Source organism: Pseudophaeobacter sp. 1A09344, from assembly GCF_041008745.1.
GTDB lineage: Bacteria > Pseudomonadota > Alphaproteobacteria > Rhodobacterales > Rhodobacteraceae > Phycobacter > Phycobacter gallaeciensis_A.
On sequence record NZ_JAXGFS010000004.1, the window covers coordinates 342,762 to 356,252 of the forward strand.

The window sequence follows — 13,491 nt, forward strand, 5'->3', positions numbered from 1 at the left end:
GCCCGTCGCGCGATGAAAACCACTGTTCTAACCTTCCCCTAGTGAACAACACCGGTGGTAAGGATTGGACCCAAATGACACATGATCTCTTCGGACAGGAGACGAGCCTGAAAGATCCCGAAATGCTGGATCTGTGGAACGCGGTTCAGATCGGGGTTCTGTCGCACAGCGCAGAGGCCCCGGTGCATCTGGGTAAGCTGTTGGAGGCTACCCCCGAATTCACCCTTGGGCAGGCAGCCAAGGGTTTGTTCCTGCTGCTGCTGGGCCGCCGCGAAATGCGCACCCCTGCCCGCGATGCGCTGGCTGCTGCCCGCATCGCCTATGCCTCTGCCCTGCCCCGGGAGCGGCTCTTCGCCGATGCGCTGGAGCTGTGGCTGGCGGGCCGCCCCACCGCCGCCGTTGAGAAGCTGGAGCAGGTCCTGCGCTCTCACCCTGCCGACAGCCTTGCCATGAAGATGAGCCAGGCGATCCGTTTCGTCCTTGGCGACAGCGCCGGGATGCGCCGGTCAGTGGAACGGGTGATGCCCGCCTATGCGCCGGATCACCCCGGACGCGGCTATCTGCTTGGCTGTCACGCCTTCGCGCTGGAGGAAACCGGCGACTATAATAAGGCGGAGACTGCGGGGCGTCAGGCACTCTGGATGGCGCCGGATGACGCCTGGGGCCTGCATGCGGTGGCGCATGTGCATGACATGACCGGCAATGCCAAGGCCGGGCTCGACTGGCTGACCGGCCGCGAAGAGGCCTGGAGCCATTGCAACAACTTCCGCTATCACGTCTGGTGGCACAAGGCGCTGATGCATCTGGACCTGGGCCAGACTGACACCGTTCTGGACCTATACGACCGCGAGATCCGCCAGGACAAGACCGACGATTACCGCGATATTTCCAATGCCACCTCGCTGCTGATGCGGCTGGAATTGGAAGGCATTGCCGTCGGCAACCGCTGGGAAGAACTTTCCGACCTCTGCGCCGCCCGGACCGAGGATGGCAGCCTGATCTTTGCCGATCTGCACTACCTTCTGGCGCTGGCCGGGCGCGGGCGCCCGGATGAAACCACCCGGATGGTGCAGCGTATCCACGCCGATGCGGCAGCCGCAGGCGGGGACGAGGCGCGGCAGCGCATGGCAGATCCCGGCCGCGCCGCCGCCAGCGGGCTGGAGGCATTTGGCGAAGGTGATTTCGCGCTGGCCTTTGACCACCTGGCGCAGGCCCGTGGCTCCATGCAACTGGCCGGTGGCAGCCACGCCCAGCGCGACGTTTTTGAACGCATGACCATCGATGCCGGGATCCGCGCAGGTCGCCTGAGCGAGGTATCCCGCATGTTGGACAGCCGCCGCGCCCAGCGCGGCGGCGCCGAGGACAACTATGCTCTGGCCCGCCGCGCCCTGATCAGCGAGGCGCGCAATCAGCCGGACAGCCGCAGCCTGCCGGCCGAGTGATCTGCGAAATGATCCGAGCGCGCCCGGATGCCGGTCCTGGCCTCGGGCGCGCCCTTACATCGCCGCCACAAAGTTTGATTGACAGGAAGGACACCGCTTAACGATGGCGCGTATTTCCAAGTTCCCCTCTCCCGCAGCAGAGATTCCGGCCGTGGCAGGTCCGGCAGCGGCCAACACCCGCCGTGCGCCCGCATCGGAGCATGCCCCAGCCCCGGCAGGCGGGCAAAAACGCGTCCGCGACCCGCGGCTCGATTTCTATCGCGGCATTGCCATGTTCATCATCCTGGTCGCTCATATTCCTGGCAACCGCTGGACCGGCTGGATCCCGGCCCGGTTCGGGTTTTCCGATGCGACCGAGATTTTTGTCTTCTGCTCGGGCATGGCCTCGGCCATCGCCTTTGGTGGGTCCTTTGCCCGCCGGGGCTGGCTGATGGGCACTGCGCGGGTGGTATTCCGCTGCTGGCAGGTATTCTGGGCTCATATCGGCCTGTTCTTCTTTGTCGCCATGACCATGGCGGCACTGGACCTGACCGGTGCCTTTGAAAAAAGCTACGTCAACTCTCTGAACCTTGGCCATTTCTTCAATGACCCGATGCCGCAGCTGGTGGGCCTGTTCACCCTGACCTATGTGCCGAACTACTTTGACATCCTGCCGATGTATCTTGTGGTTCTGGCCTTGATGCCGCTGATGATAGGGTTGGAGCGCATCGGTCTCTGGACCGTTGCCGCAGCTTCGGCGCTGATCTGGCTGGCCGCGAACCCCTATATGATCGGCCTTGGACCGGACGGAGCATCCCTGCCTGCCGAACCCTGGTCGGCGCGGGAATGGTTCTTCAACCCCTTCGGCTGGCAATTGCTGTTTTTCACCGGCTTTGCCTTCATGAAAGGCTGGCTTCCGGCGCCGCCCGTGTCGCGGGCACTGGTGCTTGTATCTGCAGCCTTCCTGATCTTCTCTGCCCCCTTTGGCTCCTGGAAGGTCTTCCTGTGGGTTGAGGCCTGGAACGACGATCTGGCCGCCGCCATCCGCCCGGCCTGGGCATTTACCGACCAGTGGCGCGAGAAAACCGATTTCGGCCTGTTGCGCTATGCGCACTTTCTGGCACTGGCCTATCTCGGCTGGGTGGCCGCCGGGGCTGGTGGTCAGCGGCTGATCACCTCCGGCCATTCGGAGCTGGCGCGGCTCTGGTCCTTTGCCCTGCGCATCATCACCAAGGTCGGGCAACAGTCCCTTGCGGTCTTCGTCTTCTCGATGGCGCTGGCCCGGCTGATCGGCTTTGCGCTGGATCAGACTGACCGGGGCATCCTGATCACCGCTGCGGCAAATATCGCCGGGTTCTGCCTGATCATCGCCTGTGCCTTTGCCGCCGCCTGGTTCAAATCCCACCCCTGGAGGGCAAAGCGATGAGCCGTCTTTCGCGCCGCGGTTTCCTTGCCGGTGTCTCCGGCCTTGCGCTGACAGCTCCGCTCGCGGCCAAGGCCGCCTCCGTTCCGTTCCGGCATCAGGATGTTATCGACAAGGCCCGCATGCTGGCACAGATGCCTTATCACACGCGTGCTAAGGTGCCGCAGGACTGGCTGGATCTCACCTATGAGGATTATCAGACCCGCTGGTTCCGCAGCCGCGACGCGCTGTGGAGCAAGACGGAACGCAGCTATAATGTCGATTTCTTCCTGCCGGGCCTCTATTTCCCCCGTGCGGTGCAGATGCACAGCGTCGCGGACGGGCTGGCGCAGCCTGTTGCCTTTGATCTGACCCTGTTCGACAAGACAGACAAGGCGCCGGATCTCAGCACCAAAGGAGCGCTGGGATATTCGGGCTTTCGCTTGCGCACCGAACTGAGCGAGCCGGGCAAGAAGAACGAATTCTGCGTCTTTCAGGGCGCCAGCTATTTTCGGGCCATCGGCATCGGGCAGGCCTATGGGCTGTCGGCGCGCGGGCTGGCCCTTCACACCGGCGACGCCGAAGGCGAGGAATTCCCCGAGTTCACCGAATTCTGGCTGGAGGCCCCTGCCCCCGGCCAACGCCACATGGTCGTGCATGCGCTGATGGATTCGCCCTCGGCCGCAGGCGCCTACCGGTTCACCATCACCCCAGGCGCCGCCTGCGTGATGGAGGTCGAAGCAACGCTGTTCCCACGCGAAGAGCTGACCCACGCGGGAATCGCGCCGCTGACCTCGATGTTCCTGTTTGATCGCACCAACCGCAACCGGTTCGACGATTTCCGCCCCGCCGTGCACGACAGCGACGGGCTTTTGATCGAGAATGGCAACGGCGAAACCCTGTGGCGACCACTGGCCAATCCGGCGCAGCTGCAGGTGTCCTCCTTTGTCGACGAGAACCCCCGAGGTTTCGGGTTGATGCAGCGCAGCCGCAACCTGTCGGACTTCGCCGATCTGGAGGCGCATTATCAGGACCGGCCCAGCCTCTGGGTCGAACCCAAGGGCGATTGGGGCAAGGGAGCCGTCACGCTGGTAGAGATCCCGGCGGACAAGGAAATCTACGACAATATCGTCGCCTATTGGCGCCCGCGCACGCCCTATCCTGCCGGAGCCGAGGTGCGGCTTGATTACCGCCTGACCTGGGGCACCGGCCCCACTGGTACGCTGGCGCAGGTGGTGGACACCGCCGCGGGCGCACGTGTCTTTGGCGATCCGGGGCGGATCATGACCGTGGATTTCGAAGATCATCCGCTTTTGGCAGGCGATCCCGAAAACGTCGACGTCGTGCTTTCCTCGCCGCATGTCGAGCTCAGCACCGGGGTCCTGCAGCGCAATCCGGCCACCGGTGGCCTGCGGCTCGCCTTCAGCTTTGAACCCGGTGACCGCTCCCTTGTGGAGCTACGGGCGGCGCTGCGCCGGGACGGGCAGCCTGCCACCGAAGTCTGGCTTTACAGGTGGACCGCATGAAAGATCTGATCTCCGCCCCCTCTGCGGCGAAAATGCTGCCGCCCGAACAGCCCATGGCGATGCCAGAGCAGAACTTTGGCGCCGCTTTCCGCGACATGAGCGCCCCCGGGACCGCGCCGCAGATGCGCGTGGCGCTCTGGCGGGTCATTGCCTTTTCACCGGCGATGGTTGCAACCGCCTTGCTGACCTTCGTGATGCAAGGCTGGTTTGCCGATGGCGGCTTCATGATGATCGAGGTTCTGCTTCTGGCGCTCATTGCCTTCAATTTCTTCTGGATCTGCTTTTCGGTCTCCACCGTGCTCCTGGGCCTGTTCAGCCTGTGGCAGCGCGGGCAAGAGGCCGAACGCCGGGTTCCGACCGGTACCATCGCACCCGACACGCCGCCGCTTACCGTTGCGGTGCTGGTGCCCGTCCACAACGAAGATCCGGCCGCCGTGTTCGGCAACGCCCGCACTATGCTGGAGGATCTGCATGCCTGGGGCGGTGCGCATGATTACGCCATGTTCATCCTGTCCGACACACGGGATGACCTGATCGCGGCGCAGGAACTGGCGGGCGTAGAGGCGCTGCGCGCCGCGCTGCCGCCCGGTATCCGGCTCTACTATCGCCACCGCGAGGACAACACCGGGCGCAAGGCGGGCAATATCGCGGATTGGGTGCGCCGCTGGGGTGGCGGCTATGACGCCATGCTGGTGCTGGATGCCGACAGTCTGATGACTGGCCGGGCGATTGCCCAACTGGCCGATGCGCTGCGCCGAGATCCGGCAGCCGGACTGATCCAGAGCTTCCCACAGCTGATCGGCGCCAGATCCGTCTTTGGCCGCATGCAGCAGTTTGCCAACGGGGTCTATGGCCTTGCCATGGCCGAAGGGCTGGCACGCTGGGTCGGCGCCGAGGGTAACTACTGGGGCCATAACGCCATCCTGCGCACCCGCGCCTTTGCCGCCTGCGCCGGACTGCCCGAGCTGCAACAGACATTCGGCGGCAAGACCCTGATCATGAGCCATGATTTCGTCGAGGCTGGTCTGTTACGCCGGGCCGGCTGGGGCGTGCATTTCCTGCCCCGTATCCAAGGTTCCTATGAAGAGACGCCGCCGACCCTGATCGATCACATCCTGCGCGACCGGCGCTGGTGCCAGGGCAATCTGCAGCACCTGAAACTGCTAAGCGCGCAGGGTTTCTGCGCGATTTCACGGTTCCATCTCTTGCATGGGGCGATCGGGTACCTGATGGCGCCGATCTGGTTTGCGCTTCTGGTGATATGGGCGCTGATCGGTGAAGACGGAGAGACATCGGCGCTGCAGTATTTCAGCCCCGCCGACCCGCTGCGCCCCTCCTGGCCGGATATGTCAGAGCCGCGCCATGTCGCCGTGATCCTGGTTATCTATGCGATGCTGCTGGCGCCGAAACTTCTGGCCCTTGCCGCGCTGCCCCTGACTGGTGCGCGGCTATCGGATTATGGCGGAGGGCGACATTTCGCGCTCTCCGTGACCTCCGAAATCCTGCTGGCAATCCTTTATGCGCCGATCCTGATGGTGCAGCAGATGATCGCCGTCCTGCGTAGCGCCTTGCGCTTGCAACGGGGCTGGGCGCCGCAGGCGCGTGACGGCGGGCGCTATGGGCTGAAGACCATGCTGATCTGTCATGCACTCGAATTCACCAGCGGTCTTGCGCTCAGCGCCGGGATCCTGGCCGGGATGGTTTCCGTCTGGCTGGCGCCAATTGCCCTGTCGCTGTTACTGGTGCTGCCGCTGTCGGCCCTGTCGGGGATGCGTCCCGCACTTCGGCTCAGGTTCTGGATGGGCACGCGCGAGGTTTTTGCCGAACCCCGTATCGCCCAGACCGCCCGGACCTATCGCAAAGCGGTTGAACGCGTCTTTGCCGGGGCACCTGACCACCGTTCAGCGGCGGAATAGAAGAACCCCGTACCCCGGGCGTCAGTCCGGGGTACGCTCAAACCACTCGACTACCCGCGTCGGCCAAGTGTCCGGAATGCGGTGCCCCCCCGGACCGAGCGTCAGTTCAATATCGCCCCCGGATTGGCAATCCCAGCGGCGATGCAGCTCTGCTCCGGTAACCCACAGGCGATCAGGCGCGTCATCGGCGCAGCCGTTCACCTGCCGCCACAGGGCCAGCCCGGCAAAGATATCATCCTGTTCGCGCGTGCTGCTGCCCAGAATGCGCCCCTCCAGTGGCACGACCTTGTCGGCCCAGCCGTGAGTATGCAGCAACCGCACCGGACCGGCGCAAGTCTCGGGCCGTGGCCGCCAGAATCCCCCCGCCACCGGAGCGAAGGCGGCAAAATCCCCGGGATGGGCGCAAGCGAGGTAGTTCACCATAAAGGCCCCGGCGGAAAATCCAGCAAGAACAACCCGCTGCCGGTCGATGCCGAACCGCGACTCCGCATCGCCAAGGACCTGTTGCAGGAACTGCGCCTCATCCCGTCCCTCGGCGCCAGGCAGGAAGTTCCACGACCTCTTGCCATTCCAGCGCGGCAAGGCGGTCGGCGCGATCAGCGCATAGCCCCGGTCCTGCAACTTCTGAACCAAGGCGCGGTTGCGCAGCACCCCGGCGCCCGAACCGCCATAGCCGTGCAGAAACACCACCGCCGGAGTGCCTTTTGCTTCCGCACTGGCCGAGGCGCCCGGATCGGGTGTGGCGATGTGGTAGTCACCGGACGGCAGATCGCAAGCTTCTGCTGCAGCGCCGCAGCCTGCCAGCGCAGAGCCCGAGCAGAGTGCCGTCACGAACAACGAAAGAAGAATTCTTCCGGCCCGGCGCCGGAACAGGCTGCGCCAGTGGCGCGTGGGGCCTAGCCCTGCCACCGCGCCACCGGCAGGTTGCCCGCGATCCATCCCGGTCCGGCACCAGAGCCGAGCATACCTTCGGGTACATCCATGATCTGTGAAAACCCTGCCTCTGCCATGCGCCGCACCATCCGGGCCGAACGCACACCGCGGGCGCAGATCAGCGCCACCGGCGCGGCGCGGTTTCCACCCAAAGCGCGGGACAGCGCCTCAGTAAAATCGTCACGACGCATGTCAATCTGGACGCTACCGACCGGAACGCCGGTACTGCGCCATTCCCGGGGTGTGCGGATGTCCACCAAGGTAATCGACCCCGCTCCGGCAGCGGAAAACGCCTCGGCCACGGACAGGCGCGGACGGTCGTGATCCGGCGCGGGCCGATAGCGCCAGGCCACCGCGCCGACCGCCGCAGCGCCCAGAAGGATGCCCGCAGAGGACAACAGCTTGCGCCGCGACATAGTGACCGGCCGCCCGCTGGCCTCCTGCGTCTCCGCACTGATTGGGTCTTGCATCTGCGTCTCTCCAATAACCGGGAAAACACGCCCCGCAGCGCCGTGTTTCAGGCGGGTGTCATCCCTTTGGACACCGTTCTAGCAGCATTTGTATTCCCGATCAGCACAGAGGGCGAATTTTGGCCATTCAAAATCTTGTCAACTCCGCCCCCCAGCCCCAAGTAGTGGCGCAACGTCCAACAATTCCAGCGTCATTTGCCCGATCTTCCTCAGAACCGGGCCTGCGGGGCTGGCACAGAAGCGAAAAATTGCTTAGGCAAAGTCAAAATTCGCCTAGCCCTACCAGGAGATCTGCACGTGTCCCTGTTTTTGATTGCGGCCCTGCCTTTTCTAGGAGCGGTCTTTCCCGCTCTGCTGATCCGGGCGGGGCGTAACGCCTCCGCTTCGGCGGCTGGTCTGACCACCTTCCTGGCCCTAACCGGCCTTCTGCTGCATGCCCCCGCTGTATTTCGCGGAGAGGTCATCACAGCCACATTCGACTGGCTGCCCGGTCTGGGGCTCAATGCGAATTTCTTTCTGGATGGGCTTGGGTTTCTCTTTGCTACGCTGATCCTTGGGATCGGAATGCTGATCATCCTCTACGCGCGGTTTTACCTGTCGCGCGAAGATCCTATGGGACAGTTCTACACCTACCTGTTGCTGTTCCAGGGTGCGATGGTCGGCATCGTCCTCTCAGATAACATCTTGTTGTTGCTGGTGTTCTGGGAGCTGACCTCGCTGTCCTCCTTCCTGCTCATCGGATACTGGAAACACCTGCCCGAAGGGCGTCAGGGCGCGCGCATGGCGCTGACCGTGACTGGCTCCGGTGGCCTAGCGATGATCGGGGGCATGCTGATCCTCGGCAATATCGTCGGTTCTTATGATCTGAGCGTGATCCTGGAGAACAAGGACCTTATCCAGGCGTCGCCGCTCTACCTGCCCGCGCTGATCCTGATCCTGCTGGGCTGTTTCACCAAATCGGCACAGTTCCCGTTCCATTTCTGGCTGCCCCACGCCATGGCGGCGCCGACGCCGGTTTCGGCCTATCTGCACTCCGCCACCATGGTGAAAGCAGGCCTGTTCCTGATGGCGCGGATGTGGCCGGTTCTGGCCGGCACGCCCGAGTGGTTCTATATCGTGGCGACCACCGGCCTTGTGACAATGCTCATCGGTGCCGTGATTGCCCTGTTCAAGGATGATCTCAAAGGTCTGCTGGCCTTTTCCACCGTCAGCCATCTGGGCCTGATCACCATGCTTCTGGGGTTTGGCACCAAGATCGCAGCGGTTGCCGCAGTATTCCACATCATCAACCACGCCACCTTCAAGGCGGCGTTGTTCATGTCGGCCGGAATCGTCGATCACGAAGCGCACACCCGCGACATCAAACGTTTGGGCGGTCTGCGCCACCTGATGCCGGTGACCTTCACCATCGCCTTTGTCGCCGCCCTGTCGATGGCGGGTATCCCGCCCTTCAACGGCTTCCTGTCCAAGGAGATGATGCTGGAGGAAACCGTACACACGGTCTGGGCCGGATCGCACTATCTGGTGCCGGGCCTTGCACTGATCGCGGCGCTGTTCTCGGCAGCCTATTCCTTCCGCTTCATCGTTCATGTCTTCTTTGGCCCCAAGCGGGACGACTATCCCGCGCATCCCCATGATCCGGGTGCGGGCATGTGGCTGGCCCCGGCCTTCCTGATCACGCTGGTGGTGCTGATCGGCCTGTTCTCGGCCAAGATCGCCGGGCCACTGGTGGCCGTGGCCGCTGGCGCCGTGATTGGTGGAGAAGAACTGCCCTATTACTCGCTGAAACTCTGGCATGGTTTGACGCCCGCCCTTTACATGTCGCTGGTGGCTGTGGGCGGCGGTGGGCTGCTGCTCGCGCTGCACAAGCCCCTGATGCGCGCCTGGAACGCCGCCCCCCGCCCCGAGGCCAAGGATATCTTTGATGCCCTGATGGCGGTGCTGGCGCGTCTGGCAAAGGCGGTGACCGACGGGCTGCACAATGGCTCCATCACCCGCTATGGCGCGGTGATGATCAGCTTTACCGTGGCGATCAGTTGGTATGCCTATTCCACCGGCACCACTGGCCCGGCAACCCGCAGCCTGCAGGAAATCGGCGCGATCCCGGCACTCGGGTGGCTCAGCCTGGTTCTCGCAACGCTGCTGATCGTTGCGCGTCACCGCAACCGCCTGCTGGCACTGGTCCTGATCGGCGTCGTGGGTCTGGTGGTCTCCATGTCGTTCAACTACCTGTCGGCCCCCGATCTGGCGCTGACCCAGCTGTCGGTCGAGGTTGTGACCATCGTGCTGATGCTTCTGGCGCTGAACTTCATGCCCAAGGAAACCCCGGTCGAGACCCCGGCGCTGATCCGGCTGCGCGATGGTGCCATCGCCGTTGTGGCTGGTCTTGGCGCAGGCGGGCTGATCTATGCGCTGATGACGCGCGATTTCGCGGCGCCCAGCATTTCCGAATTCCACCTCGCCAACTCTTACAAGGGCGGCGGCGGCACCAATGTGGTGAACGTCATTCTAGTGGATTTCCGGGGCTTTGATACCTTTGGCGAGATTATCGTTCTCGGCATCGCGGCACTGGTCATCTATGCCCTGACCGAGGCGGTTCTGGGCACCCGCGTGCGGGCCTATCTGCTGAACCGCAAACCGGATCTGCCGCAGGCAGGCGATGCCCACCCGATGATGATGGTAGTCGCGACCCGCGTGATGATGCCGCTGGCGTTGATGGTGGCGGCCTATATCTTCTTCCGCGGCCACAACCTGCCGGGCGGTGGTTTCATCGCCGGTCTGATCGCGGCCATTGCTGTCATCATGCAATACATGGCCTCGGGCTTTGCCTGGACCTCTGAACGGCAGCGGTTCTACTACCACGGTATCATCGGCTCCGGCGTGCTGATCGCCGCCGCCACCGGTATCGGTGCCTGGTTCAACGACATGCCGTTCCTGACCTCGGCCTTTGGCTATATCCACTGGCCGCCGCTGAAAGAATTCGAATGGGCAACCGCCGCCCTGTTCGACCTCGGCGTCTTCCTTGCGGTGGTCGGCGCGGTGCTGCTGGCACTGGAAAGCCTCTCCCGCTTTGCCTGGCAGCCGGGGATTTCCTCGGAGTACGCCATGGACATCAACCCGGCCCGCGATGACGAGCCCAAGAACGAAAACGAGGTCTGAGCATGGAACTTCTGGTTGCTTCGGCTGTTGGTATCCTGACCGCCGCAGGGATTTACCTGATCCTGCGCAAACGCACCTTTCCGGTGATTCTGGGCCTGTCGCTGGTATCCTATGCGGTGAACGTCTTCCTGTTCGCCACTGGGCGCCTGATGGTCAACGCGCCGCCCATCCTCAACAAATACGAGGAAGTCGCCTACACCGATCCGCTGCCGCAGGCGCTGGTTCTGACGGCGATCGTGATCTCTTTCGGGATGACGGCGGTCGTGGTGATGATCGCGCTGGGGGCGTTCCTGTCCTCGCGCGATGACCGCATCGACATGACCCGCGATACGCAGACGGGAGAGGACACATGAACCATCTTCTGATTGCCCCTATCGTTCTGCCCGCGATCGTTGCACCCTTCATCATCATGGTGGTGCGCTACCATCTGGATCTGCAGCGCATCTTCTCGATTGCCAGCACGGTTGCGATTGCCCTGATTACCCTCGTTCTGGCCAGTCAGGCCGCCGATGGCACGGTACAGGTCTATGAGCTCGGCGACTGGCCTGCGCCCTTTGGCATCGTGCTGGTGCTGGACCGGCTGTCGGCGATGATGATCGTCCTGACGGCGGTGCTTGCGCTGGCGGTGGTTCTATACGCCATCGGAACCGGCTGGGACGCGCGCGGCGCCAATTTCCATGCGCTCTTCCAGTTCCAGCTGATGGGCATCATCGGTGCCTTCCTGACCGGCGACGCCTTCAACCTCTTCGTTTTCTTCGAGGTTTTGCTGATCGCCTCTTATGGTCTGATGATCCACGCAGGCGGCGCCACAAGGTTCCAGGCCGGTGTGCAATATGTCGTCTACAACCTGCTGGGATCGACACTGTTCCTGTTTGCGCTTGGCACGCTCTATTCCGTGACCGGCACGCTCAACATGGCCGATCTGGCGGTGCGGGTGGCCGAGCTTCCGGCCGAGGACACTGCCCTGTTGCGGGTCGGCGCGATCATGCTCTTGTTGGTCTTTGCCATCAAAGCCGCGGTGCTGCCGCTGCATTTCTGGCTGCCAGCCTCTTATGCCAACGCGCCTTTGCCGGTGGCGGCCCTGTTTGCGATCATGACCAAGGTCGGCGCCTATGCCATCCTGCGTATGTACACGCTGGTCTTTGGCCCCGAGGCCGAGATCACCGCGGGTCTGGCCGGCGACTGGCTGCTGCCCGCGGCGCTGCTGACGCTTGCCGTGGGGGCCATCGGTGTTCTTGGCGCGCGTGAGATCGGGCGGCTTGTCGCCTTTGGCGCCATCACCTCGATGGGGACCCTGCTGACGGCGGTGGCGCTTTTCACCCCGGATTCTGTAGGCGCTGCGCTTTACTACACCGTGCATTCGACGCTTGCGACGGCCTTCCTGTTCCTGGTCGCCGACATGGTGATGGAACGTCAAGGCGGCGAGATCGCCCCGAAACCGGTGATGAAGCAAAGCGGGCTGATCGCGGCGCTGTTCTTTGGGGGATCCATCGCCATGGCGGGTATGCCGCCCCTGTCCGGTTTCCTGGGCAAGCTTCTGGTGATGGATGCGGCGCGCGGGCATGATCTGGTCTGGTGGATCTGGGGCGTCATTCTGGTGTCGTCGCTGATTACCATCATCGGTCTGGCGCGGGCTGGCAGCCTGATCTTCTGGAAAAGTCACGGACTTGCTCCGCAAGAGGATGCTGAAAGCGAAGTGGAAGCGGATGACACAGAAGAGGCGCCGGTGCAGGCGCAACGCGGCTCGTCCCTGCCTTTCGTGGCCAGCTTCGGTCTTCTGGCCGGGCTGATCCTGCTGACCGTCTTTGCAGGTCCGATGATGGACTACGCCGAGGCCACCTCCGCGCAACTCTTTGCGCCGGATGCCTATATTGACACCGTCCTGGGGAGGACCGGGGAATGAAACTGATGCATCGACTTCTGCCGCACCCGGTGCTGACGCTGCTGCTGACCCTCACCTGGGTTCTCATCGTCAACAGCTTCACGCTGAACTCGCTGGTCTTCGGCTTTCTGCTGGGCCTGCTGATCCCCTTCCTGACCCAGCCGTTCTGGCCGCAGCAACTGCGCATGAAACACCCGGTCAAGATCGCAGCCTATATCCTGATCGTGATCTGGGACATCGTTGTTGCCAATATCACCGTGGCGCGGATCGTGGTGTTCAAGTCCAACGCAAAACGGCACCCCAACTGGGTCACCGTTCCGCTGGAGCTGCGCACCCCCGAGGCGATCACCGTGCTGGCCGGCACCATCACCATGACGCCGGGCACCGTCACCGCAGACGTCTCCGCCGAAGGTCACGCCCTGCTGGTGCATTGCCTTGATTGCGACGCCCCTGATGCGGTTCGGGACGAAATCAAAGAGCGCTACGAGCGCCGCCTGATGGAGATTTTCGAATGATTGAAACTGCGGCTCTTTTTGCTTTTGTCTGCTTTGCGCTGGCGCTTTTGATGAACCTCTGGAAGGTGATGTTCGCCGCCGCCATGGCTGATCGTATCCTTGCGCTTGATACCATGTTCATCAACGCAATCGCGCTGATGGTTCTTTATGGGCTGGCGCTCGGAACCGAGATCTTTTTCGAAGCGGCGATGATCATCGCCATGCTCGGTTTCGTTTCAACCGTGGCCTACGCGCGCTTTATCCTGCGCGGCAATATCATCGAGTGAG

General features: G+C 63.2%; 11 protein-coding genes. 9 read left to right on the forward strand and 2 right to left on the reverse strand.

Features of this window, described 5'->3' with window-relative positions:
* Window positions 1-74 precede the first annotated feature (74 nt).
* The 4 genes from SM765_RS09575 (at window position 75) to mdoH (ending at window position 6,265) form a co-directional block, all read left to right on the forward strand.
* Window positions 75-1,442 (forward strand): tetratricopeptide repeat protein, encoded by a 1,368-nt coding sequence (locus SM765_RS09575; protein WP_274837218.1) that lies wholly within the window; start codon window positions 75-77, stop codon window positions 1,440-1,442.
* Window positions 1,443-1,545: 103 nt separating this feature from the next.
* Entirely contained in the window at window positions 1,546-2,847 is a 1,302-nt protein-coding gene (locus SM765_RS09580) for an OpgC family protein (protein ID WP_368981494.1), read from the forward strand.
* The gene (locus SM765_RS09585; protein WP_274837220.1) at window positions 2,844-4,349 is read left to right on the forward strand and encodes an OpgD/OpgG family glucan biosynthesis protein; all 1,506 of its coding nucleotides are present in this window, start codon (window positions 2,844-2,846) and stop codon (window positions 4,347-4,349) included. The genes SM765_RS09580 and SM765_RS09585 overlap by 4 nt, the downstream gene beginning before the upstream one ends.
* Window positions 4,346-6,265: a glucans biosynthesis glucosyltransferase MdoH gene (mdoH, locus tag SM765_RS09590; protein ID WP_274837221.1), complete on the forward strand. Its 1,920-nt coding sequence runs from the start codon at window positions 4,346-4,348 to the stop codon at window positions 6,263-6,265. The genes SM765_RS09585 and mdoH overlap by 4 nt, the downstream gene beginning before the upstream one ends.
* A gap of 21 nt (window positions 6,266-6,286) precedes the next feature.
* Here mdoH and SM765_RS09595 read toward each other — a convergent pair whose 3' ends face one another.
* Window positions 6,287-7,204 carry a CE1 family esterase gene (locus tag SM765_RS09595; RefSeq protein ID WP_274838991.1) on the reverse strand — a complete coding sequence of 306 codons (918 nt, stop codon included), beginning with the start codon at window positions 7,202-7,204 and terminating at the stop codon, window positions 6,287-6,289.
* Complete coding sequence (locus SM765_RS09600; protein WP_274833396.1) at window positions 7,162-7,668, reverse strand: rhodanese-like domain-containing protein; 507 nt, start codon at window positions 7,666-7,668, stop codon at window positions 7,162-7,164. The genes SM765_RS09595 and SM765_RS09600 overlap by 43 nt, the downstream gene beginning before the upstream one ends.
* Window positions 7,669-7,965: 297 nt before the next feature.
* On the opposite strand from SM765_RS09600, the gene SM765_RS09605 reads away from it, so the two are divergent.
* Genes SM765_RS09605 through SM765_RS09625 form a run of 5 tightly spaced genes read left to right on the forward strand, consistent with a single transcriptional unit; the run spans window position 7,966 to window position 13,490 of the window.
* Complete coding sequence (locus SM765_RS09605; protein WP_274837223.1) at window positions 7,966-10,827, forward strand: monovalent cation/H+ antiporter subunit A; 2,862 nt, start codon at window positions 7,966-7,968, stop codon at window positions 10,825-10,827.
* Between the two features lie 2 nt (window positions 10,828-10,829).
* Window positions 10,830-11,180 carry a Na+/H+ antiporter subunit C gene (locus tag SM765_RS09610; RefSeq protein ID WP_274835944.1) on the forward strand — a complete coding sequence of 117 codons (351 nt, stop codon included), beginning with the start codon at window positions 10,830-10,832 and terminating at the stop codon, window positions 11,178-11,180.
* Complete coding sequence (locus tag SM765_RS09615) at window positions 11,177-12,730, forward strand: monovalent cation/H+ antiporter subunit D (protein WP_274835945.1); 1,554 nt, start codon at window positions 11,177-11,179, stop codon at window positions 12,728-12,730. Before SM765_RS09610 ends, SM765_RS09615 begins: the two co-directional genes overlap by 4 nt.
* Window positions 12,727-13,224: a Na+/H+ antiporter subunit E gene (locus tag SM765_RS09620; RefSeq protein WP_274835946.1), complete on the forward strand. Its 498-nt coding sequence runs from the start codon at window positions 12,727-12,729 to the stop codon at window positions 13,222-13,224. The genes SM765_RS09615 and SM765_RS09620 overlap by 4 nt, the downstream gene beginning before the upstream one ends.
* A complete protein-coding gene (locus tag SM765_RS09625) occupies window positions 13,221-13,490 on the forward strand; it encodes a K+/H+ antiporter subunit F (protein ID WP_065270586.1) in 270 nt (89 codons plus the stop codon). The genes SM765_RS09620 and SM765_RS09625 overlap by 4 nt, the downstream gene beginning before the upstream one ends.
* Window position 13,491: the final 1 nt, after the last annotated feature.

What these genes read in the sequence shown, in the direction of transcription:
- SM765_RS09575 (WP_274837218.1), top strand. Translation starts at nt 75, where the DNA reads ATGACACATGATCTCTTCGGACAGGAGACGAGCCTGAAAGATCCCGAA.
- SM765_RS09580 (WP_368981494.1), top strand. Translation starts at nt 1,546, where the DNA reads ATGGCGCGTATTTCCAAGTTCCCCTCTCCCGCAGCAGAGATTCCGGCC.
- SM765_RS09585 (WP_274837220.1), top strand. Translation starts at nt 2,844, where the DNA reads ATGAGCCGTCTTTCGCGCCGCGGTTTCCTTGCCGGTGTCTCCGGCCTT.
- mdoH (WP_274837221.1), top strand. Translation starts at nt 4,346, where the DNA reads ATGAAAGATCTGATCTCCGCCCCCTCTGCGGCGAAAATGCTGCCGCCC.
- SM765_RS09595 (WP_274838991.1), bottom strand. Translation starts at nt 7,204, where the DNA reads ATGGATCGCGGGCAACCTGCCGGTGGCGCGGTGGCAGGGCTAGGCCCC.
- SM765_RS09600 (WP_274833396.1), bottom strand. Translation starts at nt 7,668, where the DNA reads ATGCAAGACCCAATCAGTGCGGAGACGCAGGAGGCCAGCGGGCGGCCG.
- SM765_RS09610 (WP_274835944.1), top strand. Translation starts at nt 10,830, where the DNA reads ATGGAACTTCTGGTTGCTTCGGCTGTTGGTATCCTGACCGCCGCAGGG.
- SM765_RS09615 (WP_274835945.1), top strand. Translation starts at nt 11,177, where the DNA reads ATGAACCATCTTCTGATTGCCCCTATCGTTCTGCCCGCGATCGTTGCA.
- SM765_RS09620 (WP_274835946.1), top strand. Translation starts at nt 12,727, where the DNA reads ATGAAACTGATGCATCGACTTCTGCCGCACCCGGTGCTGACGCTGCTG.
- SM765_RS09625 (WP_065270586.1), top strand. Translation starts at nt 13,221, where the DNA reads ATGATTGAAACTGCGGCTCTTTTTGCTTTTGTCTGCTTTGCGCTGGCG.